Annotated in this window: 17 protein-coding genes; 10 read left to right on the top strand and 7 right to left on the bottom strand. The window is 64.6% G+C overall.

The features are described 5' to 3' along the window. Positions 1-44 precede the first annotated feature (44 nt). From FCT00_RS13025 to FCT00_RS13010, 4 genes are all read right to left on the bottom strand, one after another. Positions 45-1,517 (bottom strand): TRAP transporter large permease, encoded by a 1,473-nt coding sequence (locus FCT00_RS13025; RefSeq protein ID WP_138423373.1) that lies wholly within the window; start codon positions 1,515-1,517, stop codon positions 45-47. Further along, positions 1,514-2,089 (bottom strand): TRAP transporter small permease subunit, encoded by a 576-nt coding sequence (locus tag FCT00_RS13020; RefSeq protein WP_008330042.1) that lies wholly within the window; start codon positions 2,087-2,089, stop codon positions 1,514-1,516. Before FCT00_RS13020 ends, FCT00_RS13025 begins: the two co-directional genes overlap by 4 nt. Before the next feature lie 79 nt (positions 2,090-2,168). After that, complete coding sequence (locus tag FCT00_RS13015) at positions 2,169-3,377, bottom strand: C4-dicarboxylate TRAP transporter substrate-binding protein (RefSeq protein ID WP_235889067.1); 1,209 nt, start codon at positions 3,375-3,377, stop codon at positions 2,169-2,171. A gap of 298 nt (positions 3,378-3,675) precedes the next feature. Continuing rightward, on the bottom strand, positions 3,676-5,295 hold the full coding sequence (locus FCT00_RS13010) for a thiamine pyrophosphate-binding protein (RefSeq protein WP_138423372.1): 1,620 nt from the start codon (positions 5,293-5,295) through the stop codon (positions 3,676-3,678). 529 nt (positions 5,296-5,824) lie between these two features. Here FCT00_RS13010 and FCT00_RS13005 point away from each other — a divergent pair. The 6 genes from FCT00_RS13005 (at position 5,825) to FCT00_RS12980 (ending at position 10,907) form a co-directional block, all read left to right on the top strand. After that, the gene (locus FCT00_RS13005; RefSeq protein WP_138423371.1) at positions 5,825-6,994 is read left to right on the top strand and encodes an ABC transporter substrate-binding protein; all 1,170 of its coding nucleotides are present in this window, start codon (positions 5,825-5,827) and stop codon (positions 6,992-6,994) included. 54 nt (positions 6,995-7,048) lie between these two features. Further along, the gene (locus tag FCT00_RS13000; protein WP_138423370.1) at positions 7,049-7,912 is read left to right on the top strand and encodes a branched-chain amino acid ABC transporter permease; all 864 of its coding nucleotides are present in this window, start codon (positions 7,049-7,051) and stop codon (positions 7,910-7,912) included. Further along, the gene (locus tag FCT00_RS12995) at positions 7,909-8,862 is read left to right on the top strand and encodes a branched-chain amino acid ABC transporter permease (protein ID WP_008330037.1); all 954 of its coding nucleotides are present in this window, start codon (positions 7,909-7,911) and stop codon (positions 8,860-8,862) included. The genes FCT00_RS13000 and FCT00_RS12995 overlap by 4 nt, the downstream gene beginning before the upstream one ends. After that, entirely contained in the window at positions 8,859-9,608 is a 750-nt protein-coding gene (locus tag FCT00_RS12990; RefSeq protein ID WP_138423369.1) for an ABC transporter ATP-binding protein, read from the top strand. Before FCT00_RS12995 ends, FCT00_RS12990 begins: the two co-directional genes overlap by 4 nt. After that, on the top strand, positions 9,601-10,314 hold the full coding sequence (locus FCT00_RS12985) for an ABC transporter ATP-binding protein (RefSeq protein WP_138423368.1): 714 nt from the start codon (positions 9,601-9,603) through the stop codon (positions 10,312-10,314). Before FCT00_RS12990 ends, FCT00_RS12985 begins: the two co-directional genes overlap by 8 nt. Before the next feature lie 68 nt (positions 10,315-10,382). Next, complete coding sequence (locus tag FCT00_RS12980; RefSeq protein ID WP_138423367.1) at positions 10,383-10,907, top strand: MarR family winged helix-turn-helix transcriptional regulator; 525 nt, start codon at positions 10,383-10,385, stop codon at positions 10,905-10,907. Between the two features lie 33 nt (positions 10,908-10,940). Here the strand turns inward: FCT00_RS12980 and FCT00_RS12975 are convergent, their stop codons facing one another. Genes FCT00_RS12975 through FCT00_RS12965 form a run of 3 tightly spaced genes read right to left on the bottom strand, consistent with a single transcriptional unit; the run spans position 10,941 to position 14,276 of the window. After that, on the bottom strand, positions 10,941-11,354 hold the full coding sequence (locus FCT00_RS12975) for an acyl-CoA thioesterase (protein ID WP_040884534.1): 414 nt from the start codon (positions 11,352-11,354) through the stop codon (positions 10,941-10,943). Beyond that, a complete protein-coding gene (locus FCT00_RS12970; protein WP_138423366.1) occupies positions 11,354-12,769 on the bottom strand; it encodes a phenylacetate--CoA ligase family protein in 1,416 nt (471 codons plus the stop codon). The genes FCT00_RS12975 and FCT00_RS12970 overlap by 1 nt, the downstream gene beginning before the upstream one ends. Before the next feature lie 55 nt (positions 12,770-12,824). After that, positions 12,825-14,276 carry an aminomethyltransferase family protein gene (locus tag FCT00_RS12965; RefSeq protein ID WP_138423365.1) on the bottom strand — a complete coding sequence of 484 codons (1,452 nt, stop codon included), beginning with the start codon at positions 14,274-14,276 and terminating at the stop codon, positions 12,825-12,827. Positions 14,277-14,695: 419 nt separating this feature from the next. Here FCT00_RS12965 and FCT00_RS12960 point away from each other — a divergent pair, with 419 nt between their 5' ends. The 4 genes from FCT00_RS12960 to FCT00_RS12945 all read left to right on the top strand — a co-directional run bounded on the left by FCT00_RS12960 (position 14,696) and on the right by FCT00_RS12945 (position 19,103). Next, the gene (locus FCT00_RS12960; protein ID WP_171042982.1) at positions 14,696-15,364 is read left to right on the top strand and encodes a cysteine hydrolase; all 669 of its coding nucleotides are present in this window, start codon (positions 14,696-14,698) and stop codon (positions 15,362-15,364) included. Positions 15,365-15,583: 219 nt separating this feature from the next. After that, positions 15,584-16,744 carry a M14 family metallopeptidase gene (locus tag FCT00_RS12955; RefSeq protein WP_138423363.1) on the top strand — a complete coding sequence of 387 codons (1,161 nt, stop codon included), beginning with the start codon at positions 15,584-15,586 and terminating at the stop codon, positions 16,742-16,744. Then, positions 16,744-17,430: a GntR family transcriptional regulator gene (locus FCT00_RS12950; protein ID WP_008330028.1), complete on the top strand. Its 687-nt coding sequence runs from the start codon at positions 16,744-16,746 to the stop codon at positions 17,428-17,430. Before FCT00_RS12955 ends, FCT00_RS12950 begins: the two co-directional genes overlap by 1 nt. Before the next feature lie 56 nt (positions 17,431-17,486). Next, the gene (locus tag FCT00_RS12945; protein WP_138423361.1) at positions 17,487-19,103 is read left to right on the top strand and encodes an ABC transporter substrate-binding protein; all 1,617 of its coding nucleotides are present in this window, start codon (positions 17,487-17,489) and stop codon (positions 19,101-19,103) included. Positions 19,104-19,112: the final 9 nt, after the last annotated feature.

Genomic DNA, 19,112 nt, shown 5'->3' with positions numbered 1-19,112 from the left:
GCGCCTTTTGCCACCGGGCGCGCAGGGTTCGCAAGCCGCGCCGCTCATCGCATCGTGCTGGCGCCGGGCAACCACGTCACGATGCCCGGCACGAGGATCAGAAGGATCACCACCGCGATGGCGGTGAGGGCGAAGGGCAGCACGCCCAGAAACACGGTGCCGAGGGAAATGGGCTTGCCGAGGTTCGCCTCCGGGTCCGACGCGATCCGGTGGACGATGAAGGTCAGGATACCAAGGGGCGGGGTCAGCAGCCCGACTTCGGCCATCACGACAAGAAACACGCCGAACCAGAGCGGATCGACGCCGACCGAGATAAGCGGTGAGAGCAGCACGGGGATGGTGAGCAGCATCATCGCCAGCGTGTCCATGAACATGCCGAGGATCAGGTAGGCGACGATCAGGATGAACAGAAGCTCAATGCGTCCGAGCCCGAGCTCCGCGATTTCGGTCGCGATGAAGTTGGGCACCTGACTTAGCGCCATGGCGCGGGTCAGGACGGCAACGCCGACGATCAGCAGAAAGACCGAGGCGGTGCCGGTCAGCGTGCCGATCAGGGACTCTCGCAGCATTCGGATCACGGCGCGAAACCCGCCTCCGGTGCGAAACAGATGGATGGCGCCAAGGGTCAGGGCGGCGAACATGCCGCAGACCCCGGCCTCGGTCGCGGTGAAGATGCCCGCGAACAGCCCGCCGATCACGATGGTGATGACGATGGCGATGGGGATGACGTCGAGCGCCGAGCGCCAGCGCATCCCCCATGTCACGTCCGACATATCGACACGCGGGGCAAGGCCGGGGCGCAGCTTGGCGCTGACCACGATCATCGCGGCGAAGGCAAAGGCGAGGAGCAGGCCCGGAATGACGCCGGCCAGAAGCTGTTGTCCGACCGGCAAGGACGCGGCCCCGGCATAGACGACGAGCAAAAGACTGGGCGGGATGATCTGCCCCAGCGTGCCCGCTGCGGCGACGCTGCCTACCGCCAATTGCGGGCTGTAGCCGGATTTCAGCATCTCGGGGATCGACACGCGCCCCAGCGCATAGGTGATGCCGATGGTGCTCCCGGAACTCGCAGCCAGCGCCGCGCCCGCGAAATTCGTGGCGACCGCCAGCCCGCCGGGCATCCAGCCCAGCCACACGCGCGCCGCGCCGAAGGCCGAGGTCGTGAGGCCGGATTTCCACAGGATCATGCCCATCAGGATGAACATCGGAATGACGGACAGGGACCACGACGCGGTCGCGTCGAAGGCCACGCTTTCCATGGTCGAGCGCACGACCCGCGCGCCCGACAGGCTGTAAAGCCCGATCACGGCGGCGCCCAGCATGGCGACCCCGACCGGGATGCCCATGAGCAGAAGCACGATGGACAGAAGAACGATCAGAAGCCCCACGATCTGTTTCGGAAGATCGCCCGCGAGCATCAGGTAAAGCGACCCGCCCGCGACGATGAGCGCGATGACGAAGATCACGACGCCAACGCGCGAGGCGGGGCGGGACAGGGTGGCGGCCTCGGCGCTCATACGGCCTCCCCTTCGGCATGGACCGTGTCGGGCAGCGGATAGCGCCCCGAGAAATAGCGAAAGCTGGTGGCCGCGGTTTGCAGGGCAAGGGCCAGAACCCCCGCGGGGGCCATGAACATGGTCGGCCAGACGGCGACCGGCGGGCTGGACGACGTGGTCTTGCCGAAAGCGGCCGCATCCATCGCCTCGTTGAACGCATGATACGCCAGCACCAGAAGCAGAACGGTGGCGATCAGACCGAAGACCCCTTCGACCATCCGGCGCATCGTTGCCGGAAGCGTGTCGAGCAGGATCGTCACCTTGATATGTTCCTGCTTCCATTCGGTGAAGGCGAAGGCCATCAGCGTGAGCGTGGGCATCCACCAGTTCTGGGTGTATTCCAGCGTGCCGGGGAAGGGCCGGTTCATCGCCGCGCGCCCCGTCACGTCCACCAGCACGTTCACGGCGAGGAGCACCAGCGCGACCCCTGCGATCAGGGCGAGGGCCAATGCCAAGCCGTCGACAAGCCGCAACAGCGCGGGGTCGGTCGGCCCGGGGCCGGTCGGGTCAGCGGGTCGGTTCACGTCGGTCATGATGTTTGAAATCCTTCACCCGAAACGGCGGCGAAGCAAGGGCGGCCCGCCCCAGCTTTGGGGGGCGGGCCGGAGAGGTTCAGTTCATAAGGCCGGGCGTGACCTCGGAATTGAACTTCTCGTAGAAGTTCGACAGGTCCACCTCGGACAGTCCGGCGAAGGCGTCCACGATGGCCTCGGGCGTGCGCTCGGCAACTTCGTAACCATCGGCGACCAGCGCCTCGGTCCAGTAGGCGATGCGCGCCTGATAGTCGTCGACGAAGGCCTGCGGATCGCTCACGCTATCCGGCGCCGTGTCGGCCAGACCCGCGACATAGGCCGCGCGCTGTTCCTTGGCGATGGGCTCCAGCGCCGAGACGTCGTTCGTGTGGATCACGTCGCCCGCGGCGATCAGCTCGCCCGCCTTGGCTTCGATGTCCATGTAGCCTTCCCAGATGTCATAGGCGGCCTTCACGTTGGCCTGCGTGATGAAATCCTGAAGCTCTTTCGGAAAATCGTTCCAGACGTCGAGGTTCATCACCCAGGTCGAGGCCTGAAGCTGCGCCATCGTCACCGGCACGTATTCCGGCGCGACGTCCTTCAGCACCAGCCCGTCCGCATATTGGTTCGGGTTGATGACCATGCAGTCGAACACGCCCCGTTGCAGGCCCTCATAGGCCTCGCCCCAAGCGATGGACACGGGCGTCATGCCGAGCGCCTCGGCGGTCTGCGACCAGACGGCACCGATGGCGCGGGCGCGTTTGCCCTGCGCGTCCTCGGGGGTCGAGATCGGCGTGTTGCACAGCAGGTTGTAAGCGGGCGTCGCCGTGGCTTGCAGCACCTTCACGTTGTGGCTGGCGTATTCCTGCGTCAGCGGCTCGAAGGTCAGCACGGTTTCCAGCGCGGCTGCACCGCCCGCCGCCACGTCATGCACGGTCGAGCCGGACAGGGCGGCACCCATGCCGAAAAGCCACGATCCCACGGGCAGTTCCTGCGGCATGTAGGACGGGATGATAAGGCCGATGTCGGCCACCCCGTCGCCCACGCCCGACAGCGTGTCGAGCGCACCCAATAGGGACGAGGACCAGTAGTTCTCGAACGTGATCTTGCCGCCGGTGAATTCGGTGATCGATTCCTCCCACGCGACCATCGCCTTGCCGAAGTTGGCGTTCTGGTCGCCCGAGAAGTCGGCGAGTTTCAGGGTCATGGGCTCGAGATTGTCGAGCCATTCCTGCGCTGTGGCCTGCGACGTGACCGACATCGCGATCAGCGCGACGGCGGACACACTTGTCCAAGTCTTGAATGTCATCAGTTCCTCCCTGTGCCGTCTCCGGCGCTTGTCCTTGTCGCGGTGTGGGCCGCGATGTCAGGAACGCTAGCACCTCCTACTTTGTGGGACAAGATTTCATGCTTGGCTAATTCACTGGTAAGCGAAAAATTTTGTGTGAACGCGGGGTGGGGCGACATATCGCCATGATTTCATGAATTATTCGTGCGGACACACTTCTTCCAGCCTGCGACGACCAGTGTCTCGAAACATGAGATGACGCCGATTTTGTCCCGCTATATGAGATGGAGGCTTACGCCGTCGCAAAATACGGGACGGCTCACCACATCGCGACGAAGTCGGGGTCGAGGCGCACGTCGATCAGAAACGGCGCGGTGCGGGGCCTGTTTTCGAGAGCCTCCGGGAGCGCATCCAGATCGCCCGCGCAGCGGATCGCGACCCCGTCGCCGCCCAATGCGCGGGCGACGGTCGTGAACTCCGGCCAGTCGAACAACGTGATCGCGGGGTCGAGCTGCTTGTCGCGAAACTGGATATGCTCGGCCCCGTAGCTCCCGTCATTGAACAGCACCACGATCAGGTCGAGGCCCGCGCGCACCGCCGAATGGAACTCGGCCAGATTGCCGAGCATGAAGCCGCCGTCACCGCAGAACAGCACGGTCGGGCGGTCCGGCCGCATCACCCCTGCGCCGACGGCGGTGGCAAGGCCAAGCCCGATGGCCCCGAAACTGGCCGAGGTCACGTGGTCGCGGGGGCCGGGGGCTGTCAGCAGGCCATAGCTCTTGACCATCCAACGGCCCGCGTCCGTGACCAATGTGCGATCCGAGGGCAGGATGTCGTTCAGCCGCGCCAGCGTGGTCAGGAAATCCACCGAACCGTCGCGCGGGGTCGTTGCGGTCGCGGGTGGGGGCATGTCCAACCCCTGAGCGGGCAGATCGTTGGTGAAGCCCGAGCCGGGGATGTCCGCCTCGTCGATCCAATACCGAAACGTGTCGGCCACGCTCGCCGGATCGCCCAGAATCGACACATCCGCAACCGCGCCGGTGCCGAGGTCGCAGGCCCGGTCCGCGATCTGGATCACGCGCTTGTCCTTGACGAAAGCGCCCTGCGCCGTCGTGTGGAAATTGAGCGATGCGCCGAACGCGATGATGCAGTCCGCGCCCATGATCGCATCGGTCGCCTGCGGCGTGCTGACGGTGCCGCAAACGCCAAGCGCGTGGTCCTCGCCCCGAAACAGATTCTTGGCGCGCATCGTCGTGGCCACCGGCGCCTCGATACGGCGGGCGAGCGCGAGCAATGCGTCGCGCGCGTCGATGGCCCCGCGCCCGGCCAGCACCACGGGCCTGCGCGCGGCGGCGATCATGCCGACCGCGTTGTCCAGCGCGTCGCCCTCGATCTCGGTCTTGGGTAGGGCGGGCACGTCCCAGCTTACGTCATGGCCGTCGACATCGGACCATTGGAAATCGGCGGGCATGTTGAAGGCGATGGGCCGCCGCTCGGCCTTGGCACGTCGCACGGCGCGCGCCAGATCGTCGAGGGCCGTTTGCGGGCTGCGCATCTGCTCGAACCCCGCGCCCGACGACAGGATTACCGCCTTCTGGTCGATGTTCTGAAGGTTCTCGCGGTCGTGCACCGGCGTGTCGCCACACAGGAGCACGATCGGCGTATTCGACCGCACCCCCTCGGCAAGCGCCGTGACGCAATTGGTCAAAGCGGGGCCGTGGGTGACGGTGCAGAAGCCGACTTCGCCTGTCAGCATCGCAGCGCCGATGGCCATGAGCACGGCACCGTTTTCGTTCGCGGCGGTGACGTAATGCGTGCCGTCCAGCCGCGCGTAGGCATCGACGAAATAGGCGTTGGCATCGCCCACGACGCCGAAAAGATGTGTCACGCCATGGACCGCGAGACTGCGGGCGAGACCCGCGAACAGGTGATTGGGCATGTCGACTCCCGTGGCCGCCTGAGCTGGCGCCTTGATTTCGCTAACTCACGGATTAGCGAAATTCGCCGGGTCGGGCAATGGAGACGTTCAGGAGGTTTGTCCGATCTGGGTGGAACGAGTGGAGGCGCAGCGGTTGTCTCTCCGGCCTGACCCATCCGCGACGCTTACTTTGCCAGCCGTAACGTGAAGCAAGATCAAAGGCTTATCCGCTACAGTTGTAGCGGCCTGAAACAGTTGGCACAGGTTCGGGCAGGCTTCTCACCGCCGAGCTGTGAAACCGAAGTTTCTCAGATGCGAGGGCGAGCCGGCCAAGGCGCAACCTCGACCCGCTGCCCCCGCAAAACGCCCGGTGAGGGACGCTATTTCGGCGCGACGAAAGCGGGTGAACCTGCTCTTGCCCGGACCCGTTCGAGAAGCCCCGCCACCGGCAGCCTACAAGGTCCGTTTCGAAATTCCTGTTGACATCGCAACAAATCCTGACGAACGTGATGAACGTGCCGGAGAGGGAAACCGGCCAAGGGAGGACATCATGAAAGTCAGTTTTACCGGCCTTTCGGCCGCCGCTCTTCTGTTGCTCGGAACCAGCCTCGGTGCGCAGGCCGACACGATCAAGGTCGGCGTCGTCGCGCCGTTTTCGGGGCCGTTCGCGCTCTACGGCAAACAGTTTCAGGAAGCGATCGAAGTCTATCAGGCCGAGCACGGCACCACCGCCGGCGAGCACGAGATCGAGTTCATCTACAAGGACTCCGGTGGCCCGAACCCGGATCAGGCGCGCAGCCTGACCCAAGAGCTTCTGATCAAGGAGCAGGTGGATTACCTTGCAGGCTACGTGTTCACGCCGAACGCGATGGCCGTCGCCCCGCTTCTCGACCAGTCCGAGACGCCGCTGGTGATCTTCAACGCCGCCACCAGCGCGATCAACGCGCAGTCCGACTTCTATCTGCGCACCAGCTACACGCTCTGGCAGGTTTCGATGCCGCTGGCGGAATGGGCCTATGAACAGGGCATCCGCTCGGTCGTGACGACAGTGACGGATTACGGCCCCGGGATCGACGCCGAGAATGCCTTCGTCGCGGCCTTCACCGAGGCCGGGGGCGAGGTGCTGGATTCGATCCGGATGCCGCTGTCGACCACCGACTTCACGCCGTTCATCCAGTCGATCCGCGATCAGTCGCCGGATGCGCTGTTCACCTTCCTGCCCGGCGGCCCGCCCACCTTCGGGTTCACCAAGACCTATAACGAAAACGGTCTGCGCGACGAGGGGATCATGTTCCTGGGCACGGCCGAGACGGAGGAATCGAACCTTCAGGCGTTCGGGGATGCCGCCATCGGCCTCACCACCGCCTATCACTACTCCGCCGACCACGACAGCGACATGAACCGGGCTTTCATCGCAAAGAATCTGGAGTTGCACCCGGACTCGGTGACCAACTGGGCGACCATCGGGGCCTATGACGGCACGCACCTGATCTATGAAATGGTCGAGGCGGCAGGGTCCGACGGCCCGGCGGCGATCGAAGCGGCGAAGGGGCTGGAATGGGAAAGCCCGCGTGGCCCGCTGGTCATGGACCCGGAAACGCGGACCGTCGTGCAGAACGTCTATATCCGCGAAGTCGAGCGCGACGAGGAAAGCGGCCTTCTGGTCAACCGTGAGAAGGGCGTGATCGCCACCGTGGGCGATCTCGGCTGGGGCAAGTAAAGGACGGGGCAGGGCGCCTTCGGGCGCCTTGCCTGACCGGCAGCAGGGCAGGCGATGTCGCTCATTCTCAACATCCTGATCGACGGGGTCGCCTATGGCATGATCCTGTTCATGATCTCGGTCGGCCTGTCGGTGACGATGGGGCTGATGCGGGTCATCAACCTTGCCCACGGCGGGTTCGCCATGCTGGGCGGTGTCGTCGCCCACGTTCTGATGAGCGAGGCGGGCGTCGGATACGTTCCGGCCGCGCTTCTAAGCATCGCGGCCACCGTCGCGCTCGCCTGGCCGCTGGAGCGGCTGATCTATCGCCGCATCTATGGGTTCGGCGACTTGCAGCAGGTGCTGGCGACCATCGGGCTTACGTTCCTTATGATCGCGACCGTGAACCGCCTCCAAGGCTCCACGCTGCTTGCGCTGCCGTTGCCCGGCGGGCTTGCGCAGTCGGTGGACCTTGGGTTCCGCACGCTGCCACTGCACCGCATCGTCGTGATCGGGGTCGGCGTCGCGGTCATCATCGGGCTGTGGCTGCTGATCGACCGGACCCGGTTCGGAATCCGGCTGCGCGCCGCCGTGGACAACCGTGCGACGGCCGGGGCCATCGGGATCAACACCGGCCTGATCTATTCCGCGACCTTCTGCCTTGGTGCCGGCCTTGCCGCCCTCGGCGGTATCCTCGGGGCTGAGATGCTGCCCATCGAGGCCTATTATCCGCTGCGCTACATGGTGCTCTTTCTGGTCGTCGTCGCCGTCGGCGGCATGGGGTCCATCGCGGGAAGCTTCGCGGCCGCGCTGGGCCTCGGACTGATCGAGACAGCATCGCGCTACCTCGTGCCCGAATACGGGACGATCTTCTATTTCGCCTGCATCATCGTGTTCCTCGCGGTCAGGCCCAAGGGTTTGTGGGGGCGGCTCGCATGACACGTCTCGCCCGTATCCCCTTCGCCGCCGAGGCGCTTCTGGTCCTCGTCGTGATCGCGGCCTTCTTCGCCTTCCCCTACAATCTCGCGTTCGTGACGCGCATCCTCATCATGGTGCTCTTCGTGCTGTCGATCGACCTCGTGCTCGGGTTCGCGGGGATCGCGACACTGGGTCAGGCGGCGATGTACGGCACCGGGGCCTATGCGGCGGGGCTGTTCGCGGTGCATGTGACGGCGGCGCCGCTTCCCGGTCTGGTGGTCGGGATGGTGGCCGGTGCGATCCTCGCCGTCGTGTCGGGTCTGGTGCTCATGCGGACCAAGGGCCTGACGCTTATCATGCTCACCATCGCGGTGGCGCAGATCTGCCATGAGATCGCGAACAAGGCGCGCGACGTGACGGGCGGGGCGGATGGCCTGCGCGGTATCCGGATGGAGCCGGTGCTGGGCCTGTTCGAGTTCGATTTCATCGGTCGCACGGCATATTGGTATGTGGCGGTCGTGGTGTTCGTGGTCTTTCTCGCACTGCGCAGGCTGGCCGCCGCGCCGCTTGGCCTGTCGCTGCGCGGCATTCACGAAAGCCCCGAACGCATGACCGCCATCGGCGCGCCGGTCTACCGCCGTCAGGTGCTCGCCTACACTCTGGGTGGCGGGATCGCCGGTATAGCCGGGGCGCTGGCGGCGCAGGTCACCCAGCTCGTCAGTCTCGAAGTCTATTCCTTCACGCTGTCCGCCGAGGCGCTCATCATGCTGATCCTCGGGGGCACCGGGCGGCTGTGGGGCGCGATCGTGGGCACCGTCCTTTTTATGACTGTGCATCATGTCGCGGCCAGTGCCGATCCGTTCAACTGGCTGTTCCTGATCGGGTTCCTCGTCCTCGGCGTCGTCTTTTTCCTGCCCGGCGGGATGATCCGGCTTCCGGCGGCGCTCATGCGGTTGGGGAGGCGCTCATGACCACCGGGCTTCAGGTGCGCGGGCTTCAGAAACGGTTCGGCGGGATCGTGGTCGCCGACGACATCAACGTCGACCTGCCATCCGGCGCCCGCGTCGCGCTGATCGGACCGAACGGGGCGGGCAAGACGACCTTTTCCAGCCTCATCACGGGCAAGCTGACCCCCAGCGCGGGCGAGATCACGCTGGACGGGCGGGACATCCGCCCGATGGGCGAGGCCGAGCGGGTGCGGGCGGGCATCGCCAAGACGTTCCAGATCACCACGCTGTTTCGCGACCTCACGGTGCGCGACAACCTTCGCCTTGCCGCGCAGGAACGCGATGGGCGGGCGCGGGCTTGGTTCCGACGCGCCGACAGCTGGTCCGATGTCGAGGACGAGATCGCCGCGCAACTCGCGGCCTTCCGGCTCGCCCCCTTGGGCGACAAGCGCGTCTCCGACCTTGCCTATGGTCAGCAGCGGTTGGTGGAAATGGCGATGACCCTGATGCTCAAGCCACGCGTCCTGATCTTGGACGAGCCGGCGGCCGGGGTTCCGTCGTCCGACAGCCACCTGATTACGGATGCGATCGAACGGCTGCCCGACGACCTCGCCGTGCTCATCATCGAGCATGACATGAAGCTGGTGTTCCGCGTCGCGCGGTCGATCATCGTTCTGGTGAACGGGCGCATCCTGACACAGGGCGCGCCGGAAGACATCGCAGCGGACCAGCGGGTGCGCGACCTGTATCTGGGGGCGCATCATGGCTGATCCGGTGCTCAAGCTCGAAGGCGTCGTGTCGGGATATGGCGATACCACGGTGTTGCACGGGATCGACCTGACGGTTGGGCAGGGCGAGCGGGTGGCGATCATCGGCCGCAACGGCGTGGGAAAAACCACGCTCCTGTCCACCGTCATGGGCCTGACCCGGCTGCACGCGGGCCGGGTCATGTCTGCGGGCGTCGATGTCTCGACACTTGCGCCGCACAAACGGGTGGGGGCCGGTCTTGGCCTTGTGCCCCAGACCCGCGACATCTTCCCCTCGCTGACGGTGGAAGAAAACCTGCTCGCGGGCCTGCGCGGTGACGCACGGATCGACGAGGCGTATGAGATGTTTCCGCGTCTCGCGGAACGCCGCACAAACGGCGGCGCCCAGCTGTCCGGCGGCGAGCAGCAGATGCTCGCCATCGCGCGCACGCTTCTCGGTCAACCGCGCCTGTTGATGCTGGACGAGCCGCTCGAAGGGCTGGCCCCGGTGATCTGCGACATGCTCATGGAGACGTTCGAACGGATTGCGGCGGACGGCACACATACCGTTCTGCTGGTCGAGCAGCACACGGAACTGGCGCTGGACTTCGCGGAACGTGTCGTGATCCTCGACGCGGGCGCGGTGGTCGAGGATGCGACCGCCGAGGCGCTCCGGGCAGATCCCGCACGGGTCGAACGCCACGTCGGGGTCGGGATGCTGGCGGACTGAACCTGTCGCCCTTGACAGTCGGCCCGCCATTGGACAGTTCGAGGTGACGATCTACGCGGGGCCGGTGCATGGCGAAAGACGACAAATCCAAAGACGGAGCGGGCCGCTGCCCGGAAGCACGGATTTCCAGCCCGACGCGGCTGGGCAAGGCCGGTCATCGCGTTATCGACATCAACACCTACATTCCCTACTTCCTGTCGCCGGTGAACAACGCGCTCTCGTCGGGCGCGTCGGCCCAATACCTGCGCGACTACGGGATCGGGATCGTCGACTGGCGCGTGATCTCGATGCTCGCCATCGAACCGGGCATTCCTGCCTCCCGCATCTGCTCGGTCGTGTCGCTCGACAAGGGCGCGACGAGCCGGTCGCTCGCCAAGCTGGCCGAGGTCGGTATGGTCACCTTCGAGACCTTCGAGAACGATCCGCGCCGCCGGAAATGGACGTTGAGCGAGGCAGGGTACGTGATCCACGACACGATCCTCGCCGCCGCGCTGGAGCGTGAGCGCAAGCTGATCGCGGGCGTGGACCCGGACGATCTGGAGGCTTTCCTGCGCGTGATCCGCATCATGCGGCGCAACGTCGACGACCTTTAGGTCGCACGGCGGGGACTGCCCCGTCTTCCGGTCTCACTCCGCCCGGAAACGCCGGACAAGCTCTTCGGGGATCGGCGCAGATTTCAGTCCGCGCTCCGGGTCTTTCACGGTCCAGACGCGGGTTTCGACCCCTTCGACACAGACCTTGCCGTTCTTCGTAAGCGTATGACGAATGTCGAAGCTACGGTCCTTCACTTCGGCCACTTCCGTCGTGATCTCGATATCGTCGCCGTAGCTGCACGGTGCCTTGAACGTCGCACGGGTGTCGACGAGGGGGCAGCCCGCCGCGCCGAATTTCGCCAACATCTCCTGCTTGGGCCACCCTGCGGCTTCGTAGAGCATCGAGGTGCCGTGGTCGAACCAGCGGAAGAACTGCGGGTTGAACACGATGCCCGCCGGGTCGCAATCGCCCCATTCCACACGGCGCTTGAGGGTGTTCGACAGCATTATTTGTTCCTTTCGTCGAAGACGCGTTTCGCCTTCATTTCGGATTTCGGCAGGGTGTTCGGCGTCACCACCTCGACGGCGCAGCGGATTTCGCAACGCGAGCGGATTTCCTTGGCCACCCGGTCGGCCACGTCGCTTTCGTGTTCGACCAGCACCCGCATGACGTCGAGGCCGTCATCCTGCGTCGTCAGCCGGATCTGGAATTCGTCGCCGGTACCGGGAACGGCGCGCACCGCCTCTTCGATCTGGACCGGGAAGAACTTGATGCCGCGCAGGTTGATGAGGTCGTCGGAACGGCCGGTCATGCACCCCAGCCCGCGAACGTGATTGCGGCCACAGGCACAGGGTTCACGGCTGAGGCGGGTATAGTCGCCCACGAGGAAGCGAAGCTGTGCGGAGCTTTCCGAGTTGAGGTTGGTGCAGACCGTCAGCCCGCGCTCACCTTCGGCCACGGGGCTGAGGGTATCGGCATCGACGGTTTCCCAAAGCTGGATGTCTTCCATGAAGTGAATGAACGGCTCGTCGCCTTCCTGATATTCGGGGCAGGAGTAGCCGCCGCAATGGGGGGAGGCTTCGGTGCAGCCGTAGAATTCGACCGCTTTGGCCGCCCACAGGTCTTGCAGCCGTTCGAGCGTGCCGGAAACGCCTGAGAACGGCTCGCCCCCCGTGACCATCCACTTGATCGACGTGGCCGCCGGGTCCATCCCCATGTCCTGCATCACGCGGCCCAGATACAGCGCGTAGGACGGGGTGCAGACGAGGACGGTGGGTTTGAAGCGGTCGATGAACGACGCGCGCGCGTGGCCGTCCACACCGCCACCCGGCACGACGGGCAGACCCATCTTGGCCAGCGTGTATTGCACGCCCCAGGCGAACACATGCGGGCCGAAGCCGACCATCGGGATCGCGCTGTCGCCCTGACGCAGCCCGCCGGAATACAGCGCGCGGGCGTTGGCCTGTTCCCAATACTGGCGGTCGAAATGGGTGTAGCGGAAGACACGGGGCACACCTGTCGATCCCGAGGATGAAAACAGCATCCAACCGCGGTCGGCCCAGTCCTCGTCCGAACAGGTCGTGTAGGTGCCGTAGGGCGGATGTTCGGTCGCGTCCTCCATCATCTCCTGCTTGGTGACGATGGGCCAGTTGGCGATCAGGCTGTCGCCGTCTTTCAGGTCCGTGGGGGCCACGCCCAGCTTGTCGAACCGGCGGCGGTAAAAGGCGCTGTTTTCATAAAGAAACGGGGCGACGGCGGCGATCTTTTCGTTCTGGACCGCTTCGATCCGGTCGCGCGACCACGTGTCCTTTTCCGACCAGTATTCCGGCGTGACCGGCGTCGAGCGATCCTCGTGATACGTCTCGAGCACGGCTTTCCATGTCTTGCGCGTCTCGTCCGCGCGGGCGCTTGGGTGCGTCATGTCATCCTCCCTGACAAAAGGCTCCGGCGGCCCTCCCGCCGCCGAAGCCCATGGCTCACGCTTCTTCGAGCGATCCGCGCTTGATGCCGATGTCGGAGCGGTAGCTCTGCGCCGCTTTCGAGATCGGGCTCGGGGCCACGGTCGCACGGATGCGGACCTGCCGATGCGGTTCGATGTTGCCTGCCGAGCGCGATCCGCCACCGTCCTCACCCCAGATCAGCACGACCTCGGTGCCCGGTTCGGCAAAGGCCACGTCAACGGAAGCGATCGACATCATCGCGCGTTCGTTGGTGGTGTAGCCGGGATAGGTCGCAAGGCCGATCAGGTTACCGTCGGTGTCTTCGACGCGGTCGTAATGCATCCGTGCGATGGCGGCCAAGGGCATGGTGATGGGAAGCGGGTTCACCTCGCCGGTATCCTCGAGCATCGACTGCTGCACGCCCATCACATCCTCGGCGTTCCACACCAGCGTCACCTTGCGGCGTTTCTGCTCGGTCCCCATCGCCTCCAGCGCGTCGCGCCCGATGAAGTCGTGGTCGAACTTGATGATGTGGCCGTAATTCACGTCATAGGGCGTGAGGTAATAATCCTCGATGTTCTCGGAATAAAGCGACCCGCCGAGCGACATCCGCATGGAGGCGTTCTTGGCGCTCATCCAGTCGCGATAGCCCTTGGTGCCTTGTCCGGTATAGACGGCGGATACGGGAACCGCCCACCAGCCGCTTTCGATCACCGTGGTGAAATAGGCGATGGAGCCGACCATGCGCAGGCCGTATTTCTCGCCCGCCGTCATCAGGAGCTTCTTCACGGCGCGGTAATCGTCCCACGGCCCGGAAATCTCCAGCCCCGGCATCCCGCCCATCGAGTGACGCATGCCGCGCGCGGTGTAGTCGCCCAGCTTGATCTCGGCGGATTTGAAGAACTTGATCTCGGGCAGGGGGCCGCCGTTCAGCTCTTCCAGCAGTTCCCACGCCTTCGGACCTTCGACCTGAAAACGGTAGAATTCGCGCCGCTTGGCCTTGTTCAGCGTCCACATCGGGTCGCTTTCGGTCGTCACGTCGAAATCCAGCACTTCGGCGTTGTATTCGACCCATTCGGTCGTCGCCGGGTTGCCCACGACCATGTAGTCGTCTTCGCCCATCCGGTAGAGGATCGCGTCACCGATCAGGTAACCTTCGGGCGAGCAGCAGACGAGTTGCTTGGCCGCGCCGATCTCGAAGGTCTTGAAGCTGTTGACCGACAGGTATTGCGTGAAGGCCAGCGCATCGGGGCCGCGCACATGGGTCGAATTCATGTGGTAGCTCTGGTCGTGCATCGCGATGGTGTTGCGCCATGCCCATTGTTCGTCGCGCCACGTGGTGAATTCGGGCCGCACGCCGTCGCCCGGCATCATCTGGCTGTAGATCGTCATCGCCGCCTTGGGCGCATTGCGAAACAGATGATCGGTGACGTTGGGAATGGTTTCGAGCAGGTCGGAAAGCGACTGCCCCGTATCTTTCTGTGCCATGGTATCCTCCCTCTTGGCCCGACATCGTATCGCATCTCGTGACCAGTTCGACTCGAGACTAGCGGTCTGTTGCGATGTCAACAAGTGCACCTTGTCGATTTCGGGTTGTGATGTCAACACATCTTTCCTCGGCTGCACGTCCCGGAACGGGCGTCAGGAAACTTTAAGTGGAGAGGTTGGGTCGCCGGATTGCGTCTGCGCCGGACCCGACCGACGCTTCGATCCCGCGCGCCTGTTTCACACCGTCCGCGTCACGGCCCGGATTGAGTGGCTCTGTCTTTGCGCCCTATACAGGGCGATGAACATGCCGTGGCAGTGGTCGGGCGGAAGGGTCTTCGTCAAAGTTTGCTTCGGCTTCAGGCTTCGGCGGAACCAAGATGAAACGGCAGGTCGCCCTGCCTATGAAAACGGAAACACGGATGAAAGACATCGAAGACATCTTCGCACAGGCGACCTACCGCCGCGATGGCGCACGTGTTTATGGAGCCCCGAACTGGGACAGCACGGCGGTCCTTGTCTGCAACATGCAACGGTGCTGGACGGTCCCGACCGGGCCGTTCTATCGGTTGCTTCCCGGACAGGACGACGGTTTTTTCCTTCAGGTGAACGACTTCGCGACGCGTGCGCGGGACCGCGGGGCGAAGATCGTCTGGCTTCGGACCAAGACGGGACCGATCGGCGCGGATGACTATTGGTCGACCTACCTCGATCATTTCGTTGGTCCGCAGAACCGCGGCCCGGCGGTCGAGGCCCTGTTGCCGGGCAGCGAGTCGCAAGACCTCGATCCGCGCATGACCGTCCAGTCAGGGGACTGGATCGTCGACAAACCACGCTTCGACGCGTTTCTGAAGACCGGCCTGGACGAGCGTTTGCGCGACGATGGGGTCGACGGCGTGGTCGTCGTCGGGACCGCTACCAATATCTGTTGCGAATGCACGATCCGTTCCGCGATGGGGCGCGATTTCGCGACGTGGATGCCGCACGATCTGGTGTCCGCGCCCACGGTCGACGGCCATGTCGCAGGCCTCAGGTCGGTGGCGCAGAGCTTTGCGGAAATCTCGGACAGCGCACAGCTTTTCACGGATTGACGCGGCCAACGTGACGCCCGGTCGAGGGCGCCGCCCGGCCCGAAACTTCTCGAAATGCCGCGATTTTACGCAGGCGTGCGTGCATGGCGTGCACCGCGTTCCGTCGTTGCGCGTTCTGCGCTTGTCCGGGGGCATCCCCCCGGCGACGGAGGGGAAAAACCGTTTGACGCATCAAACCGTGATCGCATTACATAAAATGAGATCGCAGTTTGGGGAATCATGTCACAGGGGACGCTCACACTTTCCACGGGTTTCGAGGGCGGCAGCGCGCTTCCCGTCAGCGTGAGCGGCGAGACCCTGCGCATCCGTCTGCGCGCCGATGCGTCCGGATCGGACATGAACTGGTTCTACTTCCGCATATCGGGCGCAGCCGGGCGCAAGCTTCGGGTCGTGATCGAGAACGCGTCGGACTTGTCGCGCCTTGCGGGGCGGGACGAGGTGCCGGACTGCTGGACCGGGTATCGGCCCTTCGTCTCCGCGAACCGGCGCGACTGGACCCGATGCGATGCGGATTATGCGGACGGCGTCTTTACCATCAAGACCCCGGCGGTCGCGGATACGGTCTGGATCGCCTATTACCCGCCATTCCCGATGGACCGGCACGACGCGATGGTCGCGGCTGCGGTCTCGGATGCGCGATGTCGGCTCGAACGCCTTGGGGTGACGCCGCAGGGCCGCGATCTCGACCTGCTTCGGATCGGAACGCCGGGGCCGGGCAAGCCGAAGGTCTGGATCATGGGCCGCCAGCATCCCTCGGAAACGATGGCGGGCTTCTTCGTCGAAGGGCTCCTCGCCCGGCTTCTGGATCCGTCCGACGCCTTGGGCCGCGCGCTGTGCGACGCCCTCGACATCTTCGTCATGCCGACCGTCAACCCGGACGGATGCGCCATGGGCAACACCCGGCTGAACGCGCGCGGCATGAACCTGAACCGGGCGTGGGACGGGACCGATCCCGAAACCGCGCCCGAGGTCTCGATGATCCAGACCCGGATGCGTGCGGAAGGGGTGGATTTCTGCCTCGATGCCCATGGGGACGAAGAATTGCCCTATGTCTTCCTCGGCGGTCCCCTTGAGATTCCGTCGCGCTCGGCGCGTCTCGATACGCTGTTCAAAGACTTCGGGCAGGCATTGGAGCGGTCCTGCCCGGCCTACAGCATGGATGACCCTTATCCGGGCGGCGCACCGGAAACCGCCGATCTGCGCATGGCGTGGAACGCGATTGCCGAGGAATTCGACTGCCTGTCGATCCTTCTGGAAATGCCGTTCAAGGACACCCATCGCGACCCCGACCCGGAAATGGGTTGGAGCCCGGCGCGATGTGCCGATCTGGGGCGGTCGATGCTCGATGCCATAGATGCCGTCAGGCGGAGGTTGCGGTGATGGACGATCAGACGACATCGGAGGCCAAACTCTCCGGTCCGGGGCCGGTCAACGAACGGATCGTCCGTGATCTCAGAACCCGCCTGATGCGGGGCGAGCTTGCGCCGGGCGAAATCCTGACGCACCGCAAATTGGCCGAGCAACTGGACGTCAGCCCGATGCCGGTGCGCGACGCCCTGCGCCAGCTTGTCGCCGAACGCGCGCTCGAGGTCGCCAACGGGAACCGCTCCGTGGCCGTCCCACGGCTCAACCACGCCAAACTGCATGATCTGAAAACCATTCGCGAAGGTGTCGAAGGGCTCGCCGCGCGTCTGGCCGCCGAACGCTGGAAACCCCACGAACTCGCCCAGATCGAGGCCATTCTGGCGGAAACCTCGGACGGGGCCGGATCGCCCGATGCGTCCAGAAACCAGCGGTTCCATTTCGCCATCTATGCGGCGTCGCAAAGTCAGGTGCTGCTGCCCCTGATCGGGAGCCTCTGGCTTCAGTTCGGTCCCTATCTGCCGCGCGCCGGGCAGCTGGCGGGCGGCAAGATCGGGGCGGGCGACAAGTATCATCGCGAAATCGTCGAGGCCCTTCGCGCCCGCGACGCGGACGCCGCCGAAGCGGCGATCGTCGCCGACATCGGGCAGGCGATGGACCTCCTATTGACCCATGGTCTCGGTGACACCGGGAGCGGGGGGTAGAGCAATAACAGATCGCCCCAAGGCGACATTCTTTTCACCCAGAGAGGTAAACTGACATGACTGAGACACGACACGACACTTCGGCGCCCGGCGGCCTGAACCGGCGCACCTTCCTTCAACTCGGGGCAGGGGTGGGGCTCGTCCTGACGCTGCCAGCGGGCCGTGCCTTCGCGCAAGGCGCCGATACGCTGACGGTCGCGATTCCGGCCGACCTTGGCGGTTGGGACCAGGATTTTCTCGCCTTCGACACCATCGGCCTCGCCGTGATGAAGAACACCTATCCTTACATGATCGACTACCCGGTCATGGATCTGGAAGGGGGGCAGGTCTTTGAAACCGAAGGCGTTCTGCCGCTCTATGCCGAAAGCTTCGAGCCGAACGAAGACGGGACGGTCTGGACGCTCAAACTCAAGCAGGGGATCAAGTTCCCCTCGGGCAACGAACTGACCGCCGCGGATGTGAAATGGTCAAAGGACCGCGCCTTCGCCGCACAGGCCAACGTCGCCGGTATCTACCGCATCCTCGGTCTGACCGAGCCGGATCAGGTGAAAGTCGTCGACGATTACACCGTCGAGTTCACTCAAGGCACCGCCTCGGCCATGTCGACGCAGATCCAGATCATCTCGCTTTACGTCTACGACAGCGAGCTTCTGAAATCCCACGCGACGGACGAAGACCCGTGGGCCAAGGAATGGGCCAACGTGAACCCGATCGACGGCGGCGCCTATAACGTGACCGAATATCGTCCGGGCGAGGAAATCGTGCTGGAAGCCAACCCGGAATTCCCCGGCGAAGCACCGGGCGTGAAGAACATCCGGTTGCAGGTCATCCCGTCCGCCGCCAACCGCCGTCTGCTGCTCCAGAACGGCGACGTGGACGTGGCGCTCGCGCTGCCCCTGCGCGACGTGATGGATATGTCCGAGGCTGAGGGCGTCAAGCTGTTGTCGGCCCCGAACAACCAGCTTGTCTTCGTGCCGATGAACACCACCATCGCGCCCTTCGACAATCCGGCGGTGCGCAAGGCGATGGCCAAGGCGGTGCCTTATGATGCGCTCATCAAGTCGGTCTACTTCGACGAGGCGCGCCGCGTGAAAAGCGTTCTGCCGCTGGAAATGCCGGGCTATTCGGAGGCGGGGTATCCGTTCGACACGGACTTCGAGGCCGCCAAATCCGAGCTGGCCGAAGCGGGTTTCCCGGACGGGTTCGAAACCTCGATCGTCATCGTGTCCGGCGACACCGAAGCCGAGCGGATCGCGGTCCTGCTGCAAAATGCCTTCGGTCAGGTCGGCGTCAAGTTGAACATCGAGAACGTCGATCCGGCCACGATGCAGACCCGCCGTCAGGAGAAATCCGCGCCGCTTCAGGTCGCCGCTGGTCAGTTCTGGGTCAACGACTTCGAATACCTCGGGGCCACCGCGCTTAGCCCGACGGGCTTCCTCAACTACGCCAACTACAACAGCGAGAAGATTGCCGAACTGCTCGGCTCGCTGGCCGGTGTTCTGGACGAAGAGACGCGGATGGGCATCATCGACGAGGCGCAATCGGTTCTGGCCGAGGATGTGCCGTGGCTGGTGTTGGCGCAGCCGAACTTCATGCTGCCGGTGACCGAAGGCGTGGAGGGCTGGGTGCAGCCGGTCGATGGCCTGTTCCGCCTGCGTTACCTGACGGCCTGATCCAGACCG

Source organism: Maritimibacter alexandrii, from assembly GCF_005871115.1.
Taxonomy (GTDB): Bacteria; Pseudomonadota; Alphaproteobacteria; order Rhodobacterales; family Rhodobacteraceae; genus Maritimibacter; species Maritimibacter alkaliphilus.
Note: the sequence above shows the minus strand (reverse complement) of the source record. Positions and strands in the feature narration are given on the sequence as shown.